At 58.8% G+C, this 23,814-nt stretch carries 20 protein-coding genes; 4 read left to right on the top strand and 16 right to left on the bottom strand.

What is annotated here, in order from left to right; genetic code table 11:
- A partial coding sequence (locus ACFOFO_RS14695) for a hypothetical protein (RefSeq protein ID WP_390331874.1) occupies positions 1 to 366 on the top strand: 366 nt, incomplete at its 5' end.
- A 56-nt stretch (positions 367 to 422) separates the two neighbouring features.
- Here the strand turns inward: ACFOFO_RS14695 and ACFOFO_RS14690 are convergent.
- The 6 genes from ACFOFO_RS14690 to alr all read right to left on the bottom strand — a co-directional run bounded on the left by ACFOFO_RS14690 (position 423) and on the right by alr (position 7,435).
- Positions 423 to 968, bottom strand: coding sequence for a Csu type fimbrial protein (locus tag ACFOFO_RS14690; protein ID WP_390325201.1), 546 nt, complete (start codon positions 966 to 968; stop codon positions 423 to 425).
- Positions 965 to 3,319: a fimbria/pilus outer membrane usher protein gene (locus tag ACFOFO_RS14685; protein ID WP_390331873.1), complete on the bottom strand. Its 2,355-nt coding sequence runs from the start codon at positions 3,317 to 3,319 to the stop codon at positions 965 to 967. Before ACFOFO_RS14685 ends, ACFOFO_RS14690 begins: the two co-directional genes overlap by 4 nt.
- Positions 3,297 to 4,049, bottom strand: a complete 753-nt coding sequence (locus tag ACFOFO_RS14680) for a fimbrial biogenesis chaperone (RefSeq protein ID WP_390325207.1) — start codon at positions 4,047 to 4,049, stop codon at positions 3,297 to 3,299. The genes ACFOFO_RS14685 and ACFOFO_RS14680 overlap by 23 nt, the downstream gene beginning before the upstream one ends.
- Positions 4,050 to 4,100: 51 nt before the next feature.
- Positions 4,101 to 4,643 (bottom strand): Csu type fimbrial protein, encoded by a 543-nt coding sequence (locus ACFOFO_RS14675; RefSeq protein ID WP_390325209.1) that lies wholly within the window; start codon positions 4,641 to 4,643, stop codon positions 4,101 to 4,103.
- A 179-nt stretch (positions 4,644 to 4,822) separates the two neighbouring features.
- Complete coding sequence (gene radA, locus ACFOFO_RS14670) at positions 4,823 to 6,196, bottom strand: DNA repair protein RadA (protein WP_390331872.1); 1,374 nt, start codon at positions 6,194 to 6,196, stop codon at positions 4,823 to 4,825.
- A gap of 162 nt (positions 6,197 to 6,358) precedes the next feature.
- Positions 6,359 to 7,435: an alanine racemase gene (gene alr / locus ACFOFO_RS14665; RefSeq protein ID WP_390325210.1), complete on the bottom strand. Its 1,077-nt coding sequence runs from the start codon at positions 7,433 to 7,435 to the stop codon at positions 6,359 to 6,361.
- Positions 7,436 to 7,602: 167 nt separating this feature from the next.
- Here alr and lplT point away from each other — a divergent pair, with 167 nt between their 5' ends.
- Positions 7,603 to 8,877 (top strand): lysophospholipid transporter LplT, encoded by a 1,275-nt coding sequence (gene lplT / locus ACFOFO_RS14660; protein WP_390331871.1) that lies wholly within the window; start codon positions 7,603 to 7,605, stop codon positions 8,875 to 8,877.
- Here lplT and ACFOFO_RS14655 read toward each other — a convergent pair.
- The 4 genes from ACFOFO_RS14655 to tsaB are packed head-to-tail and all read right to left on the bottom strand — an operon-like array spanning position 8,874 to position 11,914.
- Positions 8,874 to 9,893 (bottom strand): DUF1853 family protein, encoded by a 1,020-nt coding sequence (locus tag ACFOFO_RS14655; protein WP_390325211.1) that lies wholly within the window; start codon positions 9,891 to 9,893, stop codon positions 8,874 to 8,876. The genes lplT and ACFOFO_RS14655 overlap by 4 nt on opposite strands.
- Entirely contained in the window at positions 9,862 to 10,725 is an 864-nt protein-coding gene (locus ACFOFO_RS14650; protein ID WP_390325213.1) for a uracil-DNA glycosylase, read from the bottom strand. Before ACFOFO_RS14650 ends, ACFOFO_RS14655 begins: the two co-directional genes overlap by 32 nt.
- Positions 10,722 to 11,207 carry a ribosomal protein S18-alanine N-acetyltransferase gene (rimI, locus tag ACFOFO_RS14645; protein ID WP_390325215.1) on the bottom strand — a complete coding sequence of 162 codons (486 nt, stop codon included), beginning with the start codon at positions 11,205 to 11,207 and terminating at the stop codon, positions 10,722 to 10,724. The genes ACFOFO_RS14650 and rimI overlap by 4 nt, the downstream gene beginning before the upstream one ends.
- The gene (gene tsaB, locus ACFOFO_RS14640; RefSeq protein WP_390325217.1) at positions 11,204 to 11,914 is read right to left on the bottom strand and encodes a tRNA (adenosine(37)-N6)-threonylcarbamoyltransferase complex dimerization subunit type 1 TsaB; all 711 of its coding nucleotides are present in this window, start codon (positions 11,912 to 11,914) and stop codon (positions 11,204 to 11,206) included. Before tsaB ends, rimI begins: the two co-directional genes overlap by 4 nt.
- Positions 11,915 to 12,037: 123 nt before the next feature.
- Between tsaB and ACFOFO_RS14635 the strand changes: the two genes are divergently transcribed.
- A complete protein-coding gene (locus ACFOFO_RS14635) occupies positions 12,038 to 12,472 on the top strand; it encodes a thioredoxin family protein (protein WP_390325219.1) in 435 nt (144 codons plus the stop codon).
- 107 nt (positions 12,473 to 12,579) lie between these two features.
- Here the strand turns inward: ACFOFO_RS14635 and ACFOFO_RS14630 are convergent, their stop codons facing one another.
- The 3 genes from ACFOFO_RS14630 to ACFOFO_RS14620 form a co-directional block, all read right to left on the bottom strand.
- The gene (locus ACFOFO_RS14630; RefSeq protein ID WP_390325221.1) at positions 12,580 to 14,880 is read right to left on the bottom strand and encodes a xanthine dehydrogenase family protein molybdopterin-binding subunit; all 2,301 of its coding nucleotides are present in this window, start codon (positions 14,878 to 14,880) and stop codon (positions 12,580 to 12,582) included.
- 73 nt (positions 14,881 to 14,953) lie between these two features.
- On the bottom strand, positions 14,954 to 18,055 hold the full coding sequence (locus ACFOFO_RS14625; RefSeq protein WP_390325222.1) for an EAL domain-containing protein: 3,102 nt from the start codon (positions 18,053 to 18,055) through the stop codon (positions 14,954 to 14,956).
- A 555-nt stretch (positions 18,056 to 18,610) separates the two neighbouring features.
- The gene (locus tag ACFOFO_RS14620) at positions 18,611 to 18,796 is read right to left on the bottom strand and encodes a DUF1289 domain-containing protein (RefSeq protein WP_390328129.1); all 186 of its coding nucleotides are present in this window, start codon (positions 18,794 to 18,796) and stop codon (positions 18,611 to 18,613) included.
- A gap of 171 nt (positions 18,797 to 18,967) precedes the next feature.
- Here ACFOFO_RS14620 and ACFOFO_RS14615 point away from each other — a divergent pair, with 171 nt between their 5' ends.
- Positions 18,968 to 20,164, top strand: a complete 1,197-nt coding sequence (locus ACFOFO_RS14615; protein ID WP_390325223.1) for an MFS transporter — start codon at positions 18,968 to 18,970, stop codon at positions 20,162 to 20,164.
- Between the two features lie 57 nt (positions 20,165 to 20,221).
- Here the strand turns inward: ACFOFO_RS14615 and ACFOFO_RS14610 are convergent, their stop codons facing one another.
- From ACFOFO_RS14610 to ACFOFO_RS14600, 3 genes are all read right to left on the bottom strand, one after another.
- Positions 20,222 to 20,776 (bottom strand): DUF1415 domain-containing protein, encoded by a 555-nt coding sequence (locus ACFOFO_RS14610; RefSeq protein ID WP_390331869.1) that lies wholly within the window; start codon positions 20,774 to 20,776, stop codon positions 20,222 to 20,224.
- Positions 20,777 to 21,037: 261 nt separating this feature from the next.
- Positions 21,038 to 22,624, bottom strand: coding sequence for a malate synthase A (aceB, locus tag ACFOFO_RS14605; RefSeq protein WP_390331868.1), 1,587 nt, complete (start codon positions 22,622 to 22,624; stop codon positions 21,038 to 21,040).
- A gap of 177 nt (positions 22,625 to 22,801) precedes the next feature.
- A complete protein-coding gene (locus ACFOFO_RS14600; protein ID WP_390331867.1) occupies positions 22,802 to 23,515 on the bottom strand; it encodes a haloacid dehalogenase type II in 714 nt (237 codons plus the stop codon).
- Between the last annotated feature and the right edge of the window lie 299 nt (positions 23,516 to 23,814).

Raw genomic sequence — 23,814 nt, 5'->3', positions numbered from 1 at the left:
GTCAGCGCCACCGTTTTGCCTTCCGCTCAGATTAAGGTCCGGCATCACAGACAATTGACCATCACCGAATCCGACATTGGGCGTGGCTACATCGACGTGCCGGCGGCGTCGCAGATCGAAGTCAAAAATAATAGCCGGCAAGGATACGCGCTGACATTCAACACCATGGCCAATCTGTTTAGGACAATTCAGATTTCCGGCCTGGGCGAACGGTTCGAACTCGGGATGGACGGCGGCACGGTCGCGCACCGCGGCAACGCGCATCAGGCGGTGGCGGCGCAACTCAGCTACCGCTTCGTCCTGGCTGAAAACGTCCAGCCGGGCAGCTATGACTGGCCGATCATGTTATCGGTGCGTCCGCTATAGCAAGGCACTGCCGGGAATCAGGTTCACGAATCCGGCGTTCAGAGCCGGGCTACCGATCAAAAATTCAGGGTGTAGACGATAGGATCTGAATAGGCGCCGACCCCGGGGTCTTGGCCGGCGAATATGCGGCCGTATATGGTCTCGGTAAACGTGACCGGATTGGTCTTGGATATCGTCGCCGAACCCATATCCTGAGAGGTGCCGCCCGTCCCGTCTCCCAACACCTGCGCATGCGCCGCATCCACATACAAGTTGTAGTTGAGCGTGTCGACCGGGCCCTGCATTTTTCTGGGGCTGTACGATCCCGCTAATCCGGTTCCGAGCGAAATCGCCACGGCCACCGTCTCGCTGTTTTTGGTTGACGTGCAGGTAATGCTGGCGGTAGCGGCCATATCCAGCGCGGTGCTTGCAAACGGATCGTAACTACCGAAATTGAGGTTCGACACGCTGTTGATCGCACAGCTTGCCGCATGCGTCAGCGGCGCAATCATCAACAATGAAGCGGTGAACAGCCCGGCAATCAAATTATCGGACCGGGCCGAACCCGCGCGCACATGTGCAAGCCAGTTCATGCCCCGGATTTTCGTCGACTGTGGCTTCATGGGTGTTCCTCCTCGCAAACCAATGTCCCCAGATTCGGCAGCGGATCCACGGAATCTTCAAATGGCACGCTGACCGTACAGTATTTGCCTTGCCAGGACGCGTGCAAGCGATTGATTCGCCCAAGCCCGGTCAGGTAGACCTGGCCATCCATGGCCACCGGAAACTGCGTCGCCTGCCCTTCCAGCTCGACCACCGCACCCGCCGGCATCGGCTGCCCGTCCTTCGAAATCAGCCGCAGCAAGGCACCCGCAGAACGCCTGATCGGGAAGCGAATCACCACGCCGCTGCGATAGTAAGGCACAGGGTTCATCGTCAGGCTTCCTATCTCGGCATCCATGCCCAGGTCCGATTGTTCGATGCTCACCGGATTGTTATCGTACGGGCGTAGTCGCGGGATCAGTGCATTGCCCTTGGCGTCTGTGACCCCGGCCGGCTGATTATCGACATACACGCGAATCTTTTCCATGCCGGGCACTTGGACCAGGCCAAAGCTGTCGGTAATGCGGCGGCTCAAAAACGCCGAGCCGCCCAACAGCGCGACCCCGCCCGACGCCCCGACCCGGGCACTCGACTGTCCCTCGAAACTGGCCGCTTCCAGCGAGTAGGTTCCGATATTATTCTGCAACAGCAAGCTGGCCTGTTGCGGTCCATTGTCGGCTGCTTGCAGCCGGTAACCATAGCCTTCGCCGCTCGGCAGATTGCGCTGTACCTGCAGCAACGACTGATCCGACCCACTGCCGTACTTGGCATGGCTCAGGTTTGCAGTGAGATTGTTGCCCAATGGTATCGTCCAATTGATGAGAATGGAACGATTGGATTCGCCGCTCAAGGCTTTGAAGGCAGTAATTCCCAGATTTCCCCAACGCCTGAGCTGCAGGTTGTAGCTGATGCTGGCAAGCTCGCTGCGCGAATTGTCGCTGATGTCCTGACGAATATAGGCCAGTCCGACCGAACCGTATTGATTGGCCGTGATGCCGATATTTCCGCTGGTCAGATGCCGGGGTGCCGGAAATGCCGGGTCAGAGCCAAGCTGCCTGAAGTTGTCCGAATTGCGTTGAGTCCGTGCGCCGAAATTGAATATCGCGGTCTGACGATCGAAACCGAGCGCCCATAAATGACCGACACCGGCATCACTGCGGCTGCCCGCGATGGCGGCATTGAAGGTCCCGAGTGCCGGTAACAAGGCGGTCGCACCGAAACCTATGGTGCTCTGCCCGCCTTCCACAATCTCGGCATGCACTTCGCCGGTTGCGGCGTCGCTGAATCCACGACGGTAGGTTGCGGCAGCAAATCGAGCGCCATAATCGTTGCTTTGGATCGCGAAATTTTCCCGTAACGCGCCAAGTTCGACCGAAAAATCCTGCAAACCCGGACGCAACAGGCTGGTGCTGGCATAGAACGGCTGGTTAATGACCTGTTCACGGCCCAGCAAATCCCGCACCACCATTTGCACATTGCCCTGGCCCGTGACGACCGGCAGATTGGCAATCGAAAATGGCCCTGGCGGAAGTTCCTTGCTGGAGGTGAAAACATTATTCACATAAACATCGACCGTCGACGGCAGCGCCGCCTGTCCTGCGAACGATTGCAATGGCAGCGTGATCAAGCCAGGTTGCGTCGCGAAATTGGTCGCGTATTGAATCCCGCCGAACCGAACCGCACGCCCCCATATACCTGCGGGGCGGCTGATTGCATCGCCCAATCGTACGCTGGCCAGCTGCTCGGGTCGATCGATAGTAAACGTCGTATCGAGCCGTACCGAACTGGTTTGGCCGGGCGCATTCTGCAGCGCGAAGTTGGCAGTCGCCACTCCTCGCGCGTTAAAGGCGCCGAGCTCGAACAAGCCGGAACGCGTGGTCGCTCCGTTCGAGCGCTCGGCAAATACGTCGTAATTGAAAAACATGCCCGGACTGGGCGGTGTCGGCGCCAGATGCTTGTCCGCGTACGCATTTGCGCTGGTGGAAAGGAAAGCCTCCGGGCTCACCTGGATGTCCAGTGTCTGGGTTGCGTCATTGAGCTTGGCGACGACACCCGGCAAGGCCGCCAGCGGAACATAAGATTCGCCTTGAACGCTGATCACCGGGACCGTCGGTATTCGCAGGCGCCAACGCTTCAGGTCGGTTGGGGACACATACAAGGCCGCCAGCCTGTCCTTCACGAACAGCGCCGTATCATTCAAGCCTTGACGATTGAAATCCACCACCAGCAGCACCTGCTCGTAGCTTGCGCCGAGCGGTCCGGATGATTGTGTCGGGGGATTGGCGTCAGCGGCAGTGGCGGGTGAAAGGAAAGTCGAGGCTAGACACGCCAACACCAATGCGCAGGTCTTATGGTTTGTCCAACGCGACATCTGCATCCACTTTTCCCGCATCCGTGTAGGCCGTCACATGTACGTGATCGGCACTTGGCGCCTGGGCCGGGTTCGTTTTCAGCTGCCACTCTCCGGCTTGGCCCGGCAACAAATAGCGCGCGACCTGTTGCACTGCCAGCGCTTGCTCATTACCCGGTACGAACACAGAAAAATCGGTTACCTGGACGTGCGCCTTGCCTTCGTTTTTCAAGCTGACCTTGATCCGATCCTTGCTTTCCTGCTGCACTTTCCACATCAGCTCAGGCGCGGCCTTGTTCTTTGGCTGCAGAAAAACCGGCAGCCCGACCCGCAACGTCATCTGCAAGCCGCGAAAGCCGGGCTTGGGCGGCGCCGGAACCTCTTGCAGAAACAAGCGGTAACTCAGCTCTTGACCTGCATCGGGCTCTCGGCGCAGTCCGACCCGAACGATCTGGGTCGTACCTGGCTGGATCGTGAAAATGGGCGGAGTTGCCAGCAGATCGGCACTGGGCTGATAGACATCCTTGCCATCGACCTGAGTCCAATCCACTGTTTGCAACTGGACCACTACCGGCTCATCGCCGTTGTTTTGAACCGTCAGCGCCGCGCTTTTTTGCTGAGCCGTCAGTTCGACCCGGACTGGATTGACTTGAAATGTGCCGGCCCAGAGCAAGCCTGGGCTGAGCAAAGAAAAGATGACGGCGATGATTGCGATCCAGGGCCGGCCTGCAAATTGTGATTGCTCAGCCATACGCCCGATTCATCGGTGGATTGCAGACCAGAACCGCCATCTCGCAGGGCATCAGAAATTGACCGTTGCAACGACCGTGTCGGTATAGGAATCAGCAGCCACATCTTGTGCGGACTGGACCGAGCCGCAGACGTTGTAGCTACGCGCGGCTTTGCTTGGCGCGGCGGTCGCGGTCAGGATATTGGCCGGACCGGAGGTATTCCAGACGGTAGGCGCGGTGTAGCTGCATGCGGCACCCGGTACCGTCGTCGGCGGCAGATACAGTTCGTAGGTCAGGTAGTCCGGCGTTGCGACCGCGCCTTTCATGCGGCGCGTTGCACCGCTCGCATTCGCGCCGGCACCCAGCGTCACGTTCGGTGCGGCGCCCTTGGTGCAGGCGATCGAAACGGTGCCGTTGGCATTCAGGGCGGTCGAGGCGTTGGTGACCACTGGATCATAGGCGCCAAATGCGACTGGCGTCGTCGTGATCGTGCAATTGGCAGCAACGGTTGCCGTTACGTTGAAGCTGCTGGTGGCGGTGCCTGCCGACGCGGCTCCGGTCGACAACAGAAAGGCTGCGGCAATGGCAGCTTGAACGATATGGCGGCTTTGCATGATTAATCTCGTCAGGTGTGTAGGTGAAAATCGGGATCGGAAGTAACAAAAAGCGGCGCAATAATAACGCAAAATTGCCGAAATTCAACATAATTGTGCACAAAACGCAACACTCCTTACCATTCCTTACCGCCACGGATGAGTCGGGCGGCGAGCATAACGATGGATTTGCAATGTCGTCAGTCGCCGATCTCGCGCATTTTGGCAAACGCTTCGTCGATCCTTTCCACCGCCAGTATCGTCATCCCCTCGATCGCCTGCTTCGGCGCATTGCTTTTTGGCACCATCGCGATTGAAAAACCCAGTTTGACGGCTTCTCGCAGGCGTTCCTGGCCACGTGGCGCCGGGCGGATTTCACCGGCGAGTCCGACTTCGCCGAACACGACCAAGCCACGCGGCAACGCGCGATTGCGCATCGACGAATTGATCGCCAGCAGCACCGCCAAGTCGGCCGCCGGCTCGGTGATCTTGACGCCGCCGACGGCATTGATGAATACGTCCTGGTCGAACGCGGCAATACCGGCGTGCCGATGCAGCACCGCCAGCAACATGGCCAGGCGATTCTGTTCGAGGCCGACCGACAGGCGCCGCGCATTGGGCAGGTGCGAGGTATCGACCAAGGCCTGGATCTCGACTAGCAGCGGCCGCGTGCCCTCCTGCGTCACCATCACGCAGGAACCCGGCACCTGCTTGTCATGCTGCGACAGGAATAACGCCGATGGATTGGACACGCCCTTCAAGCCCTTGTCGGTCATCGCGAACACGCCCAGCTCATTGATGGCGCCGAAGCGGTTCTTGATCGCGCGCACCAGTCGGAAACTGGAATGGCTGTCGCCCTCGAAGTACAGCACGGTATCGACGATATGCTCCAGCACGCGCGGCCCGGCCAGCGCGCCCTCCTTCGTGACGTGGCCGACCAGGATGATGGTGATGCCACTTTGTTTCGCGACTCGGGTCAGTTGGGCCGCGCACTCGCGCACTTGCGCCACCGAACCCGGCGCCGAACTGAGCGCGTCGGAGTAGACAGTCTGGATCGAATCGATCACCGCGACCTGCGGCTTCAGGTCGGCCAGCGTGTTGAGGATTTTCTCGAGCTGAATTTCCGCCTGCAGCTTCAAGTCCTTGGCGTCGACGGCCAGCCGTTTGGCGCGCAATGCGATCTGCGCGCCCGACTCTTCACCGCTGACGTACAGCACATTCTTGCGGTGCGACAGATTCGCCAGTGCCTGCAGCAGCAATGTCGACTTGCCGATGCCCGGATCACCACCGATCAATACCACGCCGCCGGCCACCAGGCCGCCGCCCAGCACCCGGTCGAATTCCTCGATGCCGGTGCCAAAACGCGGTACGTCGAGCGCCTCGATATCGGTCAGGCTCAGCACCGGCGCGCTTTGTGCCAGCCCCTGATGGGGTGTCGAGAAGCGGTTGGCGGTCGCTTCGATGATGGTTTCGACCACGGTGTTCCACTGCTCGCAGGCCGGACATTGGCCACTCCATTTATTGCTGATGCCGCCGCATTCGGTACAGGTGTAATTCGTTTTTACTTTGGCCATGGAGGAAGAAATCGGTGACTGGAACAGATATCGGATTTAATAAACCAGAATTTCGGCGGAGTATAGCCAAATTAGCTGCTACCCCTCCTTTATTTATTGCGGCATTTTAAAATACTGTATGGAGTATGGAATGTGGGCGCGAGGATGGATGGGGCCCAAAAATTAGCGCTCGACCATCTGCACCCGCGGCGCCACTGCACACATCAATTCATAACCGATCGTGCCGGCCGCCTGCGCCACCTCGTCGATCGGCACCCCGTCGCCCCAAAGCGTGACCGCGCTACCGACATGCGCGCCGGGAACCGGTGTCAGATCGACCGTAATCATGTCCATCGAGACCCGTCCGACCATCGCTGTGCGGACGCCGTCGACGATGATCGGCGTCCCGTCCGGTGCATGGCGTGGATAGCCGTCCGCGTAGCCGCAGGCCACTACCCCGATTTTCATTGGCTTGTCGGCGACGAAACGGCTACCGTAACCGACGGCATCGCCCGTTGCAATATCCTGCGTGCCGATAATTTCGCTGGTCAGCGTCATGGTCGGCAGCAGGCCGAATTCCTGTGCCGTTTTGCCACCCGGGGTGCCGCCGTACAGCATGACGCCGGGCCGCACCCAGTCCGTGACCAGTTCGGGATGCAGCAAGGTCGCGGCGGAATTGGACAGGCTCAATTCACCGCTCAGTCCGGCGATGCCGTCCTGGAACCGCCGCACCTGTTCCGATAGCAGCAGGCTCGGATTGCGGACATCGTCGGCATTGGCAAAATGCGTCATGAGAGTAATCTTGCGCACGGTTGGGATGGCGCGCAGCCGCACATAAGCAGCGCCAAATCGGTCAGGTGTGAAACCGAGGCGATTCATGCCGCTATTCATTTTCAGGTGGACATCGAGCGGTGTCGTGATGCCGGAGTGCTCGATCATCGCAATTTGTTCGTCGCAGTGCACCGCGACCTCGAGCTGATTCCGACTTACGATCGCCAGATCCTCGGGCGCGAAAAAACCTTCCAGCAGCAAGATCGGCTTGGTCCACCCCAGGTCGCGCAGACGCACCGCAGCGTCAAGTTCGATCAAGCCCATGCCATCGGCAGCGGCAAAACCGCGCACACCCCGTGCCAGACCATGCCCGTAGGCGTTGGCCTTGACGATGGCCCACACTTTGGCACGCGGCGTGCGCGCCTTGGCGACGGCGAGATTGTGCTGCATGGCGGCGATATCGATGGTGGCTACAAGCGGTCGCGGCATAGGAATCCTGGAGTGAGATGGGGCGCCAACCTGCACGGCTGGCGGCAATCTTTGGAAGCGTCATTTTACCGGACGCAACGGATCAAACCGCGCCTGAAATGGGCGGTCCTGTCATATTTTCATGGTATAAAGCAAGCCGGACATATTTCGTTACAAGATCACCCCTGATGAATCGCGGTTTCTATACCATCATGGCGGCGCAGTTTTTTTCGTCGCTCGCCGATAATGCCTTATTGATTGCGGCCATCGCCCTATTGGCAAGAATGCAGGCTCCGGGGTGGATGACACCGGTGCTGAAACTGTTTTTCGTTTTATCTTATGTGTTGCTCGCGGCCTTCGTCGGCGCATTTTCCGATGCGCTTCCGAAGGGGCGCGTGATGTTTATCACCAACATGATCAAGGTGGTCGGTTGCGCACTGTTGTTCTTCAATGTCCATCCGCTGCTGGCCTATGCGGTAGTCGGTTTTGGCGCCGCCGCGTATTCGCCGGCCAAATACGGCATCCTGACCGAATTGCTGCCGGCGGAAAAACTGGTGGCCGCCAATGGCTGGATCGAAGGCCTGACCGTGTCATCCATCATTCTCGGTACCGTCATGGGCGGCGCGCTGGTTGACGAGCACACGGCAGCGCTGCTGCTGCAATTTGATCTTCCGCTCATCGATACCGGCGTCAACACGCCGCATAAGGCAGCGCTGAGCGTGATCGTGGTCACATATCTACTGGCCGCACTGTTCAACCTGCATATTCCCGATACTGGCGCCCACTACGCGCACCAGCAGCGCAATCCGATCAAGCTGATCGCCGATTTCGCCCACTGCTATTCGATGCTATGGAAAGACAAGCTTGGCCAGATTTCCCTGGCAGTCACGACCTTGTTCTGGGGCGCCGGTGCGACCTTGCAATTCATCGTGCTGGAATGGGCCAAACACTCGCTCAACATGCCGCTCCACAAGGCGGCCAACCTGCAGGGCATCGTTGCACTCGGCGTCGCCCTTGGCGCAGTGGCCGCAGCGCGCCTGGTTCCCTTGAAAAAGTCCTTGTCAGTGATGCCATTGGGAATTGCGATGGGTCTGGTCGTGATGGCGATGACGATGGTTCATACAGTCTGGCTCGCCTACCCCTTGCTGGTGTTGGTGGGTGCGCTGTCCGGATATTTTGTCGTGCCGATGAATGCCTTGCTGCAACATCGTGGCCACGTGCTCATGAGTGCCGGTCACTCGATCGCGGTGCAAAACTTCAATGAGAATCTGTCGATACTGACCATGCTGGCGCTGTACGCGGTGATGGTATCGCTGAATCTGAATCTGAATATTGTCATCGTCATGTTCGGCCTGTTTGTCGCCGGCATGATGTATCTGGTGATGCGCCAGCATGCCGCCAATCAGCGCGAGCACGATTCACTGGCGCTGATCGGCGAACACAAGCACGAATCGCTTATCTAACCCTCACCGCGGCCCCCGTCCGGCACCGCGCGCTGTGCGCGGTAGGGCCAGTCGTCTGGCACGATGAATCCCCTGCTTCCCTCCAGCATGGCATTCCCGGATTCCTGCATCACTGCGATCAGCACCGGCGTCGCATGCTCGCCAAAATGCGTGGCAAGTCGGCTCTGCAGTTGCTGTCGACTCAGGACCATATCCTGCGTTGCCTTGGCGGGTGCGAGCCATTGCAGCCTCGGCAACACCACGAAACGATCGCCGACGACTGCATCGAGTTCAGACAGCACACGCCAGAATCCGCGGCAATGCTGCGGCGAAATTCCGAATGACTGTGGCAATTGCTCCACGCCGGCATAGAACAGCCAGCCTTTGACCAGCGCCTGGGCTGACTGAACCGGCCCGGGCAAGTGGATCTGCGCGGCCGGATGCTGCGCCAGCATCAACTGATGATCGAACATCTTGCGCATTTTGACGCCAAGCCTGTCGCCCAGATTCGGACCGACCAGCCGATCGAGATTCGGCACCGTGGTTTCCGCTCCCAACGAGGGCGCCAACAGGTAGAACTTGGTCGCAAATTCCCAATGCACCAGCGCATCGCCATGCCGCAGCAGGAAATCGAACTCGCCTACCGTAGCGGTCCGGTCGGCGCGCACCTGCAAGCCATGCGCGATCAGGCTCCCCTGCTGCTGAAAATAGAAGGCCAGCAAGCGTTCGGCATACAGTCCGAGGCGCTGGGAATTTTGCCGCTCCAGCATCGCGTGCAAGGCGGCGGGCGCATGATCGAGCGCGGCCAGCCAGTCGATGGCAGCCTGATCGACCGCGCCCGCCAGTGTCGCGATCCGGCCCTGCCATGACGGCGCCTGCGGATCAAGCAAATCGGGCGCATCCAGCAGCCATGCAAGGGCGCGGACGTGCCGATCGTTCAGGTGATTCCAGCGTGCGTGAAAATGCGCCTGAAAGGGATCGAACGGCTGCTCGGGCTCCGTGGACTCAGCGGGCGGCGTTGGCTTGGGCATCTGCATGAGCGTTTGCCGCCAGACAAAGGTCGGCCCACGCATCTCTTTTTTGCGCCGGATGCAACAGCAGAGTTGCCGGATGATAGCTTGCGACCACCGGCACGCTGTTGCCGCCGCCGGCCGCCGCATAACTGTGCAGCTTGCCGCGCAACGCACCGGCAGTGCGTATTGCGTCTGCGCCCAGCAGTCCAAGGGTCGCACTCTTGCCGAGCGCCACGATCATCGACGCCTGCGTCAATGCCATCTGACGATCCAGAAATGGTTTGCAAGCGGCCATTTCGTCCGGCGTCGGCGCACGGTCGTTGCCATCGGCGTCGGTCGGGCGGCATTTGACGATATTGGTCAGGTAGACGCTGGCATCGGCATCCAGACCACCCCGTTGATCGCGCGTCAGGCCGATTGCCAGCAGCATATTGTCGAACAACTGCGCGGCAGCGCCGGCCAGTGGCTGGCCTTCCATATCTTCGGACCGTCCCGGCGCATCTGTGACGAACAGCCACGTTGCCCTGCGCAGACCGCTACCCGGGACTGCCTGTTGCCGGTTACGGCACAGACCGCAGGCGCTGCATTGGGTCACGGCCGACTCCAGCTGCGCCCAGTCCATCGCGGCGATGGCCTTGACCTCGCTCGGTGCGCGCAGCGCCGGAGTTGCCGCCGGCGTGCCGCTCGCAACGGCTGCGGCAGGATCGCGATCCGATTCGGTCCAGCTCTGTACCGCCAATATCGCGTCAGGTAATTGGTCGACTGACTGGTCGGCTGACACGGACCGCCGAACCCAGATCGGGCCTAGGCCAATTTCATTTAATACCGCGGCGCGGCGGATCGATGCCGTCGTCATAGCTTCAGCCTCATCACCACCGCGTCTTCGCGCAGATTGTCCACGGCCGGATAATAGGACTTGCGCAAGCCGATCTGTACAAAGCCGTAGCGCAGGTACACCGCGAGGGCCCGCGTATTCGACGGCCGCACTTCGAGCAATACCGATTGCAGGCCCTTGGCGCGCGTCAGCATCACTATCCGGTCGAGCAGTTGGCGGCCGATTCCTTGACCATGCAAGGCGCCACGCACCGAGATATTTAGCAAATGCGCCTCATCGACCACCGGCATCAGCAGAAAATAAGCGATCAGCCGGCCCGACGCATCGCGCGCCACCCACGCCTCGTAGTCGTTCAACAGGGAATCGATAAAATTGCCGCGCGACCATGGCTGCGGATAGACCGCATGTTCGATCGCCACCACCTGGTCCAGATCGTCGACCTGCATTCTGTCAAACACGAGCGCATCAACGTCGCGGCGACTGTAGTCTGGCACTCCACTCATGCCGGCACCTGATTATTTTTTAGCGCGCGTTCAGCACTGGTGAGCGCCACCTTGTTGCGCAAATACAGCGGCTGTGCATCATGGGCCGACACCCCCTGGCCGAGTTGAAACGCGATGCGCGCCAGTTGCGCGATCTGGGTGGCATGCGGCATCACCGCCGGCTTTGCCGGCCCGGCGAAGGCCTGATGTTCAAATGCCGCGGCGTACGCACTCAACCCATTGCCGCAGGCGATCGCCTCGCCCTGTGGCCGGACCTCGCTTGCGGCTGACAAAACCGGCGCCACCACCGTCTGCCAACCGTCAGCATAGTGATACTGTGCCCAATAGACTTCGTTCATGCGCGCATCCAGAATGCACAACACGTCGCGTTCCTGTTGCTGTGGCGCCGCCTGATCCCGGCAAGCCTGAGCCATCGCCATCAGGGTGCTGACCGGCACCACCGGCAAACCGGCACCAAATGCCAGCCCTTGTGCAATACCGCAGGCGGTGCGCACGCCGGTGAACGAACCGGGCCCGGCTCCGAAGGCGATCGCATCGCATTGGGTGAGCGCGATGCCGGCTTGGGCCAGCAGGCTTTGCAGCATCGGCAAGATCGTTTGGGAATGGGTCTGCACCCCGGACGATTCAGCAGCAAACACCCGATCGCCATGCAACAGTGCTGCGGAGGCGAGTTCGGACGAGGTTTCAATGGCGAGGATGGTAGACATGGCGTTATTTTACCGCGCCGGGTGCCCGATCGGCCGGCGCCATTGCGTGTGATTGGATCGATTGTTGCTGAGTCTGTAAAATGCAGGCACCAATCGAATTCATTGACGATCACACTGCAAACCATGCCAAGTCTGTCCCTGGAACGCCACAACTACGCACAATTATCAGCCTCGCTAAGCGACGATGCCTGGATCGTCGCCTGCCTGTGCGCGGCCTGGTGCGGAACCTGCAACGACTACCGCGCCACTTTCGATGCGCTGGCGCAGGGGCATCCCGAGATGCATTTCATCTGGATCGATATCGAGGACCAGTCTGAGGTGGTAGGCGATCTGGACGTTGAGAACTTCCCGACCTTGTTGATCCAACGCGCCGACACGGTGGCTTTTTTCGGCCCAGTATTGCCGGAACCGCGGCTGGCCGAACGACTGCTGAACGCGCAGGTCGAGCAAAGCGCCGCTGAACTGGCGACCAACGCCGCCAGCAATGCGACCCATCGGAGCTGGCAACAGGACTGCAACCTGCGCCAGCTATTGCGGGATGCGATCGCCGCCGACTAAGCGAAGTTGCGGCGGATGGCAGCCGCGATAAAATACTCCCATAAGCCTATGCAATTTCCACTTATAAATAAATGGCAGGTCTAACATACTGGCCATCATCAGCACATTTACGCCGTTAGCGATCCCAGACGCAACGGCAGACTGCGCAGTCGCTGCCCGGTCAGCGCGAACACCGCATTGGCCACGGCTGGCGCAATCGGTGGCGTGCCGGGTTCGCCGATGCCTTCCGGCGGTTCGGCACTCCGGATGATGACGGTCTCGACCAGCGGTGCCTGCTGCATCCGGACCACCGGGTAATCGTTGAAATTCTGCTGCTCAACGCTGCCGTTATTAATGGTGATCTCGCCGAATAAAGCGGCTGACAGCCCAAAGATCACCGCCGATTCGATCTGCTGCGCAATGATATTGGGATTGACCGCGATCCCGCAATCGACTGCGCAACTCACCTTGTGGACCCGAATTTCACCCTCTTCGATCGACACCTCCGCCACTTCGGCGACGATGGTGCCGAACGACTGATGCAAGGCGACACCGTGCGCCCGCCCCGCTGCCGGCTGGCCAGCCTTGTCCACTGCCGCGTTCAGCACCGCCAGATGGCGCGGATGATGTTGCAGCAGACCGCGTCGGAACGCGACGGGATCCTGCCCTGCGGCATGCGCCAGTTCGTCGATAAAACTTTCTTTGAAAAACGCATTGTGCGAATGCCCGACCGAACGCCAGTTACCGAGCGGCACCGCGCTCGACACGATCACGGCCGCGATTTTCCGGTTCGGCAGTTCATACTGCAGGTCGAACTCGCCTTCGGCCGTGGTGCGGTCGGGACCGATCCCCGGCAAGCCAAGATTGCGCTGCAAGAACTGATGCGATACCGCGCCGCTGGCTGACTTGTTGTCATACGCCAGCACCTTGCCGGCAGCATCGAGCGTCGCGGAAAATCGCGCCACTGCAGCCGGGCGATACACGTCGTGCCGGATGTCATCTTCGCGGTTCCAGATCATTTGCACTGGCGCACCATCCGCTTCTTTGGCGATCGCGACCGCCTGCGCCACCATGTCGATCTCCAGCCGACGACCGAAACCGCCACCGAGATACATGACGTCGATCGAAACATCCTGCGGTTTGATTCCAGCCACCTGCGCCGCGACCTTGACCGCGATGCTGGGCACCTGAGTCGACAACCACAAATGGGCCTTGCCATCCTTGACCTGCGCGGTGCAATTGATCGGCTCCATCGCCGCATGCGCCAGAAACGGTGCGCTGTATTCGGCCTTGATGGTTTTCGTGGCGCCGTTCGCAGGATTGGATGCGACCTCGGAGTCACCGCTCTGGTAATAGGTAAAGCCGGATTCGCTATCGAGACTGGTTCTGAATTGCTTGAATATCGCGGCCGACGACAGCGCCCCATGCGCCCCGTCGTCCCATTTCACCGGCAGCGCCGCGGCGGCCTGGTGCGCCTGCCAGAACGATTTTGCGATCACCGCAAGCCCGGCACCGGCACCGTAGTGTTGGCCAATCACGGCTGAAAAATCGACCAGTTTCAGCACACCTGGCATCGCCAATATCCGGGCAGTATCGACCTCGGCCACCTTGCCGCCGAACTGGGGCGCCATTCTGACGGCGGCATACAGCAGGCCGGGCGGCCGCGCATCGATGCCGAAGGCGGCGCTGCCGTCGACTTTGGCGCGCGAATCTCGCCGCGCTTGCGATGTCCCGATCAGTTTGAAATCTTTCGGCGATTTCAATCGCATCGCGTCAGGCGCAATCTCGCCGGCGCTGGCCGCCGCCTTTGCCGCCAGCGCTCCGTAAGTGGCGTGCCTGCCGCTGACGTGGCTGACGACACCGTTGCTGGTGCTGCATTCGACAGCCGCGACACCCCATTCCTTGGCGGCAGCCGCGACCAGCATCGCGCGTGCGGACGCCCCTGCCTCGCGCATCGGTTGCCATGCGTCCTTTACGCTGGACGAGCCGCCGGTGATCATGATGCCCAGTTCGCGCGCGGTCTTGGCCAGCAGCCATTGCGCACCGCTTTTCAGGATGCCGTGGTCATCCGGGTGGAATGGCAGCGCGTCATTCAGGACGGCCACATTGCCGTAGATCTTGTCGATCGGTGCCTGCATGATGCTGATCATCGCCAGCGGCACGTCGAGTTCTTCGGCCACCAGCATCGGCAATGCGGTATGCACGCCCTGCCCCATTTCGCTGCGCGGCATCGCGACGGTCACCTGACCGTCCGCGGCGATCTTGAGCCAGCCATTGAGCGCGACTTCGCCGTTGCCGGACGGTAGTGGGTCGGTCGATTGAAGGCGCTGGCGCGGCGGCATCACGCCCCAGCCGACGATCAGCGCACCGGCGACGCTCAGTCCGCCGATCAGAAAACGGCGGCGCGATGGTTTGCTGGCTTTGGCCATGGTCAGGTAGTCTCAAAAAGATAACGGTGGATCGGCATTGGCTGAATGGCCAGCCGTGCCGGCGACGGTCAAACTAACGCGAATGCGGCTTCCAGCGTTCAAATAAGTCCTGCTGCGCGGCCGGTCGACTGTAGAAATACCCCTGCGCCAAATTGCAGCCATGCCGCAGCAGAAATGCAACCTGTTCAGCGGTTTCGACACCCTCGGCAATCACCGACAGATTCAGGCTCTTGCCGAGCTGGATGATGGCGATTGCAATCGCTTCATCATTCGGGTCGGTTGAAATGTCCTTGATGAACGAGCGATCGATCTTCAAAGTCTGCACCGGTAGCTGCTTCAGATAGGCCAGCGAGGAATAACCGGTGCCGAAATCGTCGATCGCGAGGCCGACCCCGATCGCATTGAGATCGTTGATGAAGGCAAACGCGTCGCCGGTATTCATGATCACCGATTCTGTCACCTCCAGCTGCAATCGCTGCGGTTCCAGTCCGGTTTCATCTAGGATCGACGATACGATCGCGACGATACTGCCACGCTCGAACTGTCGCACCGACAGATTGACGGCGATCTTTGGCACATACAGCCCAGCTTCCTGCCAGCGCACCATCTGTCGGCAAGATTCCCGGAGTACCCATTTGCCGAGCTGGTTGATAAAACCGCTCTCTTCCGCCAGTGGAATGAAGCGAACTGGCGGCACCAACCCCAGCTCCGGATGCTTCCAGCGCGCCAGCGCTTCGACGCCGATCAATTGGCCCGTTTCGATGTCGACCTGGGGCTGGTAATTCAGGAATATTTCGTCGTTGTCGATCGAACGACGCAGCATGCTCTCCAGCCGTAATTGGTCCGCGCCCTCGCCGGTCATCTCTTGCGAGAAGAAGCGATAAGCGTTGCGGCCACGGCCCTTGGCCTGGTACATCGCAACGTCCGCGTTGCGGATCAATACATTCAAATCGGCGCCGTCATTCGGAAACACGCTGATACCGATACTGCAGGTGAGGAACAGCTCGTGGCCAGCGATCACGAACGGCGTTTCGAACACTGACATCAGCTTCTCTGCGACCACGGTCGCGCCACGCGGACCGTCAATGTTCTCCAGTAACAGGATGAATTCATCGCCACCGAGCCGGGCCAGCGTATCGCCGTCGCGTACCTTGTGTACCAGCGCGGACGATACCTGTTTCAGCAATTCGTCGCCGACATGGTGACCGAGCGTATCGTTGACGTTCTTGAAGCGGTCGAGGTCGATAAACAGCACGGCCAACTGCAAATTGTCACGACCGGAGCGCAGGATTGCATGGGTCAGGCGGTCGTTGAACAACAGCCGATTCGGCAACTCGGTCAGCGGGTCGTGATGCGCCAAATGGTCGAGCTTTTGCTGCGACTCCTTGACCAAGGTGATATCGCTGAACACGCCGACGTAATGGGTGGACAGTCCTGCCGTATCGCGCACCACGTTGATGGTCAGGCAGCCGATGTACAGTTCGCCATTTTTACGCCGATTCCACATTTCACCGCGCCAGAATCCGGCGACCCGCACCTCGGCCCAAATGCCTTGGTAGAAAGAGGCATCCTGTCGCTCGGAGCCGAGCATTTCGGTGGTCTGACCGATCGCGTCCGCTAAGGAGTAGCCGGTAATCAAGGTAAACGCCGGATTGACGGTCACGATCCGACCATCGGGATCGGTCACGATCACGCCGTCGGCAATGTTGTCCAGCACCTTGGCTGCCAGCCGTAACTTTTCTTCGGCTTCCCTGCGTTCGCTGATATCGGTAAACACCCAGATGCTGGCCTGATTCGGCACCGCCGGATCGAACGCGCTGCCGCTCATCATGCACCAGAACAAGCTGCCATCGCGCCGCTTGAGCTGTATCTCTGCGCTGTAATTGTGACCGCTGCTGATCTGTGGATACGATTGAACGCCGATCTGATCGTAGACCTGGTTACTGGGGCAGATGATCGCTGTCGATTGCTTGTCCATCGCATTGGGTGAATACCCGAACAGGCTTTCGCACTGGCGGTTGACCGATACAATCATGTCTTTGCGTACGAACATGACGCCGACCAGCACATTGTCGAGAATGGCCTCTTGTTCGGTCAGCAGTCCCTGGATACGCACCTCGTTATGTTTGCGCGCGCTGATATCGACGATGATGCCGTCGATCCATTGTGCCCTTCCGTCACTATTGCATTGCGGTTGTCCGCTTTCCGAGACCCAGCGCTCGGCGCCATCCATATCGGCAATCCGGTATTCAATCGCATACGGTTCGCAGTCGCGGATTTTGCCGGCAATATGTTGCCTGACCCGGCGCCGGTCATCCGGATTGACCAGGTTTAGCCAGGTCTGCGCGCCGCTGCCGGTCATGAATGCAGTCGCCGGATACCCGCTGATCGCCGCCACGGTATTGCTGACAAACTCGACCACGCCATCCGGTCGATAACGAAATACGGCGCCAGGAACCTGGGTGACGATGGTGCGAAACCGCTCTTCGCGTTGCCGGACGTCGTCGAACAGCTGTTTGATCGAACCACGCATATGCTCAAACTGACCACCAAGATGGCCGAACTCATCGCTGCGCGGCAACGACAGCGGGGTGTCAAAGTCGCCCAGCGTGAGCCGATCGGAAAACCGCATCAGTTTGCGCAACGGTGCCATCAGCCGGACATTCAGCACCAGAATGATCAATAGCAGCGATATGCTGGACTGCACCGCCAACACCAGGATGTACGACAACTGCTTCTTGTGCAGTTCCTGTTGACTCTTGCCGTCGTCCATCTCGATTAACACGCGGCCAATATGCTCGCCGCGAAAGCTGATGTCGCGTTCGGCGCTATGGATTTTGCCAATTTGCGGCTTCGATGAACGCACGTCGACGAATGGCTCCTGGTTCTGGTGACCAATCCGGACCCGGAATACTTCACGGTCCCGCATCACCGAATCGACTAGCGCGCGGGCCGCTTCGGCATTCAGGGTCCACAGCGGTTCCCGAATACCGAGGGTCAAAATGTCGGCGTAACTGACAAGAGACTGCTGCAATGAGGCCTCGACCGTATCCCGTTCGCGCACACCAATCAACAGATAGCCGCCAATGAATGCGGGAATGATCAGGCCGCCCAGCACTACCAGCAGCAGAGCCCCATAGACGGACCGGAGCCGGTTATGCAGTTTTATGCGCATTCAGTGGGTACAGATCAGGAAATGAGGAATGTCGATCCATCGGCAGAATTTATTTTTGGAGAGAAAGATTATGCACCAAAGACCAGGGTCAATTGATCCAACCCGGAATAAATTCCCGACCTCGTCATGATCGCATCTAATTTTGACGGGCGGCAAATGAGATGGGCATTTCATTGCACGCCATAGCCTTTGGGGTACGAGAGAGTTTCAGAGTTTCGCCGGCCTGAAGGTGCGCATTGCGACGATACGAAGCGTCGCACTTTTCCTTCCACGCGACGTCCGCGTACGCGATCCGCCAGCACGATGGCATCGAAGTGGGCAAGCGTGGGGCATCGGCAAGCATTGATGCACCAGATAGGGTGTCGGATTAATATTGCAGAAAGGCAATTGATGCAGCCATTCGGTTGAACACCCGTCTGGCACCTCGTCGAGATGATTTACAACCGGAATCGGGACAAGTCGGAATAGTCAACTGGGGCGCAGATTCCATCAACTTATGTCAAATGCGTCGCTCAGCCAAACAATGTCGGCGATACTAGCGGTGGTGGCGAAATATCAACTATTGCGCCGAGGATAACCATCTGCGGTAATGCGTTGCCAGACCAGCTCTTTCTCTGGCTCGGTCATGAAAACCCAATGCGCAACTTCGGCCACCGTGCGGCCGCAGCCACGGCAGACATCATCAAAAGTGGTCGAACATACGGCAACGCAAGGCGTGTCGGGACGGGGTTTATCAGCCATTCTTGAACCTGTGTAATTTGTCGCCAGTGGCGCAGAAGCATTCAGTTTACTATCATCGGCGTGGTTGCTGCGAACACACCCGCCGGGCCGGCTGTAGCATCGGCCAGTTTCAATCACCATCGACTGCGCGACCGGCAGTGCCAGCATCCAATAACAATATCCCGATCACTCATGTCCACACAAAAATTTTCGATTCTGCGTCAGATCCCCGGCAGTGTCTGGGCGCTAGGCTTTGTCAGCTTGTTGATGGACGTATCGTCGGAACTGATCCACAGCCTGCTGCCGCTTTTTCTGGTCGGCTCGCTCGGCGCCAGCGTGTTTGTGGTCGGCATCATCGAAGGCGCCGCGGAAGCGACTGCATTGATCGTCAAAATATTTTCCGGGGCGCTCAGCGATTACCTCGGCAAACGCAAGATCCTGGCGGTGATCGGCTACAGTCTCGGTGCAGTCAGCAAACCGCTGTTTGCCATGGCCTCCGGCACTGGCTTGATTCTCGGCGCACGGCTGCTGGACCGGGTTGGCAAAGGCATTCGTGGTGCGCCACGGGACGCGTTGGTGGCGGATCTCTCGCCCCCGCATCTGCTCGGTGCCGCGTTCGGACTGCGGCAATCACTCGATACGGTAGGCGCCTTTCTCGGTCCTTTGCTGGCTGTGGTGCTGATGTTTTTATGGGCCGATAATTTCCGCGCGATCTTCTGGGTCGCCGTGATTCCAGGTGTCATGGCAGTCGTTGTGCTGCTGCTCGGGGTCCACGAACCGGAAATGCACCGAGGTGCCCGCCGCGGCAACCCGATCCAATGGGCTAACCTGAAGCGAATGGGCCACAGCTACTGGTGGGTGGTGGCCGTCGGCGCGATTTTCACGCTGGCGCGATTCAGCGAAGCATTTCTATTGCTGCGTGCGCAACAAGGCGGACTCTCGCTGGCCCTGATCCCGCTGGTCTTGGTCGCCATGAATCTGGTCTATTCGATGTCGGCTTACCCGTTTGGCAAGCTGGCCGATCGCGTCAGTCACACGGCACTGCTGGCAATCGGTTTGCTGGTGCTGATCGCCGCCGACCTGGTGCTGGCGAGCAGCAATGCGTGGCCGGTGGTAATCGCTGGCGTGGCGCTGTGGGGGCTGCACATGGGACTGACGCAGGGTTTGCTGGCCGCAATGGTGGCGGACACCGCGCCTAACGATCTACGCGGCACCGCATATGGCTTCTTCAACCTGGCCAGCGGACTGGCAATGCTGGTCGCGAGCCCACTAGCCGGCCTATTGTGGGACCGATTCGGCGCCGCGGTGACTTTTCTGGCAGGCGGTGCGTTTTGCAGTCTGGCTTTGCTTGCGCTGTGTTTCCGGGCGCTCCGGCAGCCAGGTGTTTAGCCATCCGCTCACGCCAGATCGGAAGCTGGCTTGACGCTGAGCGCCAACCGTTAACCGTTACTCGTCGCCCGGCAATTGCAACTTGTCCCAGCCGTCATGCCCGAGACGGCGCATGGTATCGATATTTTTGTCAAAAATATCGGCCGCGTCGGGAAACGCGTCGACCGCGCGCTCGATACTGTCCTCGCGCAATAGATGCAAGGTCGGATACGGCGAACGGTTGGTGTAGTTTTCGATGTCGTCCGGTCCGCTGTCGGCAAATTGATACTGCGGGTGAAAGCTGGCAATCTGGATTTCGCCGACCAGATCCAGTTCGTCCAACGCGGCGTCGGCCACGTCCAGAAATTCGTTGTAGTCAAGGAAATCGGTCAACACCTGCGGATGGATCAGCAAGGTGGTGTCGACCTCGTCCGGATTTGCCTCCGCCAATTGCTCCAGCGCGGCGATCAAATCCACCAACAATGCTTCTGGCGTGGTCGCGTTGCTGACCGTGTAGCGGATCTGGTTCTTGACATGGACCGCTTTGGCGAATGGACACAGATTCAAGCCGATGACTGCTTTTTCCAGCCATGTTTGGGTGTCGGCGACGACTCTATCGTTGGTTTCGATCACGGGGGTTTCCTGGTAAAAATTGGTGTCGCCGCATTGTCACATACTGTGCGCGATTGTCGCGCCTGCCTGCCGGCGAATGGCAACTCAACCTCAAAATTCATGGATTTAATGGGGGTATATCTGCAATCTCATTATTGTATTTACGGCGCAAGTCATACTCTTACGGAGTATAGCTCCACAAAACAAAAACGGCAGCAGGAATTCCTGCTGCCGCTCTGATGCCACCTGGCCGCCGCAGAATCGCGACAAGCTGAAGTCGGATCAGATTTCTTCGTATAACGGCAAGGTCAGGAATTCCGCGAAGTCCGCCGAGGTCGACATTTCTTCGAAAATCTGTGCCGCACGGTCATAGCTTGCGCCAGAACCGGCCAGTTCCTTTACCTTGGCCAGTTCTTGCGGAATCATCGCGCGCACCATGTCGGCAGTGATTTTTCTGCCGTCTTCCAACACGCCCTTGCTCGATCGGATCCATTGCCACACTTGGGACCGGCTGATTTCGGCGGTCGCGGCATCTTCCATCAGGTTATGAATCGGCACACAGCCATTGCCAGCCAGCCAGGCCCCGAGATAATGAATACCGACGTTGATGTTGTAACGCAGGCCGGCCTCGGTAATCGGTGTCTCCGGCTGGAAATTCAGCAAGTCTTTGGCGGTCACGTCAACGTCAGGACGCTGCTTGTCGATCTGGTTCGGTTTGTCGCCCAGTACTTTCGTGAACTCCGCCATCGACAGCTCGACCAGACCTGGATGCGCAACCCAGCCGCCGTCGTAACCATCGGTCGCATCGCGCGCCTTGTCGATGCGCACGCCGGCCATCGCCAGCTCGTTTTTCTCCGGGTCGTTCTTGATCGGGATCAGTGCCGCCATACCGCCGATCGCCGGCGCATTGCGCTTGTGGCAGGTCTGCAGCAACAGCAATGCGTAAGAACGCATGAACGGCGCAGTCATCGTGACCTTGGCGCGATCGGCCAGGCAGAAGTTTTTGTCGTTCTTGAACTTCTTGATGCAAGAGAAAATGTAATCCCAACGACCGGCATTCAGGCCCGACGAGTGTTCGCGCAATTCGTACAGGATCTCGTCCATTTCAAATGCCGCCAGAATGGTTTCAATTAGTACGGTGGCCTTGATCGTGCCTTGAGGCAGGCCGAGTTCGTTTTGTGTCATCACGAAGATATCGTTCCACAGGCGCGCTTCCAGATGCGATTCCATCTTCGGCAAATAGAAGTACGGGCCGGCACCGCGTGCCAGTTGCTCCTTGGCGTTATGGAACATGAACAGAGCGAAATCAAAAATACTGCCCGAGATGCGCTTGCCATCCACCAGGACATGTTTCTCATCCAGATGCCAGCCGCGAGGACGCACCACCAAGGTAGCGATCTTGTCGTTCAGTTTGTAGCTCTTGCCGTTCTGTTCGAGGCTGATGGTCTTGCGCACCGCATCGCGCATATTGATCTGGCCCGTCAACTGGTTGTCCCAGTTTGGCGTGTTTGAATCCTCGAAGTCGGTCATGTAGCTGTCGGCGCCGGAATTGAGCGCGTTAATGACCATTTTGCGCTCGACCGGCCCGGTGATTTCAACGCGACGGCATTGCAGTGCCTGCGGAATCGGTTCGATTTTCCAGTCGCCATTACGGATCTCCGCGGTTTCCGGCAGGAAGTCAGGTAGCTTGCCGGCATCGAGCTCCTTGGTGCGTGCCGCGCGCGCGGCCAGCAGTTCCTGCCGGCGCGGTTCGAAGGCACGGCTCAGTTTGGCCACCAGCGCCAATGCATCGGGTGTCAGGATTTGTTCGTAACCGGGCTTGATTTCACCCTTGATTTCCATGCCGGAAGGCAGCTGCAGTTGGGTCATTTTTCACTCCTGTTAATTGCTAAAATTATTACCAAAATTATTGCCAAAACTGATGGCGAAATAGAAAAACAAAGTGCTGCAAATTTCATGACCTGCACGGCGGCACCGGATAGGCGCCGCACCATCAGGCTCTACCACCTGTTTGTATGACAAGCTGCGGCGAAATTCAATCCGCTTTCAGAGAATGCGGTTTTGTGCGACAAATGCGACCACATCATTTAGTGTGCGGCCTTCTCCATGTGGGGTGACGCCTAGTTCTTCCAATGGCGCCCCGGTGCGATTGACCCAGAACGAGGTGTAACCGAACCAGGTCGCACAGCAGGCATCCCAGCAATTGCTCGAGACGAAAAGGATATTCTTGGCGGGCAGACCGAACACGTCAGGTCCTATTTGATACGCTTCCGGCGCAGTCTTGAATTTTTTCACGGAATCGACCGACAGAATATGATTGAATATCCCCTGCATTCCAGCCGCGTCGACCACACTGGTCAGCATCTGCGGATTACCGTTGGACAGTATCGCCAGCCTCAGGCCCATGACCTGCAGCTCGCGCAACACTGGCAGGTTTTCCGGAAACGAACACAACTTTGCGTATTGGCCCATCAGTGCATTTTGGGCATCGAGCGTCAGGTCCAACTTGAGTTTTTTGCACGCAAATACCAGCGCATCCTGGGTCACTTCCCAAAAAGGCTTGTACATGCTGCACAAGGTCCGCAAGCGACTATAGTCAATCTGAGTTTCTCGCCACAATTCGGCCAGCGTCGCACCATGTCCCGGAAATAATTTCTCTCCGAGCGTGCTGATCGAGTAGACATCGAACAGCGTGCCATAGGCGTCGAAGGCGATTGCTTGGATGGAAAAGGATTGAGGCATGGAGCGGCGTGGTGGCATTTGTCCGTATCTTAATACGGCGTGCAGTATATTCAATCCAAATAGGTGGAAACGGAAAATTTTATCACTTTATAATTTGATTTTTGTCACAACTGACTAGATTGCAGTAGAGCAAACACTCGGTAGAATAGTGCAATGGACCAATTCAAACAGATTTCGACATTCGTTGAGGTCGCCGCAAAGGGGAGCTTGTCGGCAGCCGCGCGGGCTGAAGGTGCGTAATCCAGCCAAACTGGACGCCTAATCCGCCGCAAACTGGACACGCGGTCCAGCGCAAACTGGACACGCATTCCACGCCA

Source organism: Pseudundibacterium arcticum (genome assembly GCF_042646465.1).
GTDB lineage: Bacteria > Pseudomonadota > Gammaproteobacteria > Burkholderiales > Burkholderiaceae_D > Undibacterium_A > Undibacterium_A arcticum.
Note: the sequence above shows the minus strand (reverse complement) of the source record. Positions and strands in the feature narration are given on the sequence as shown.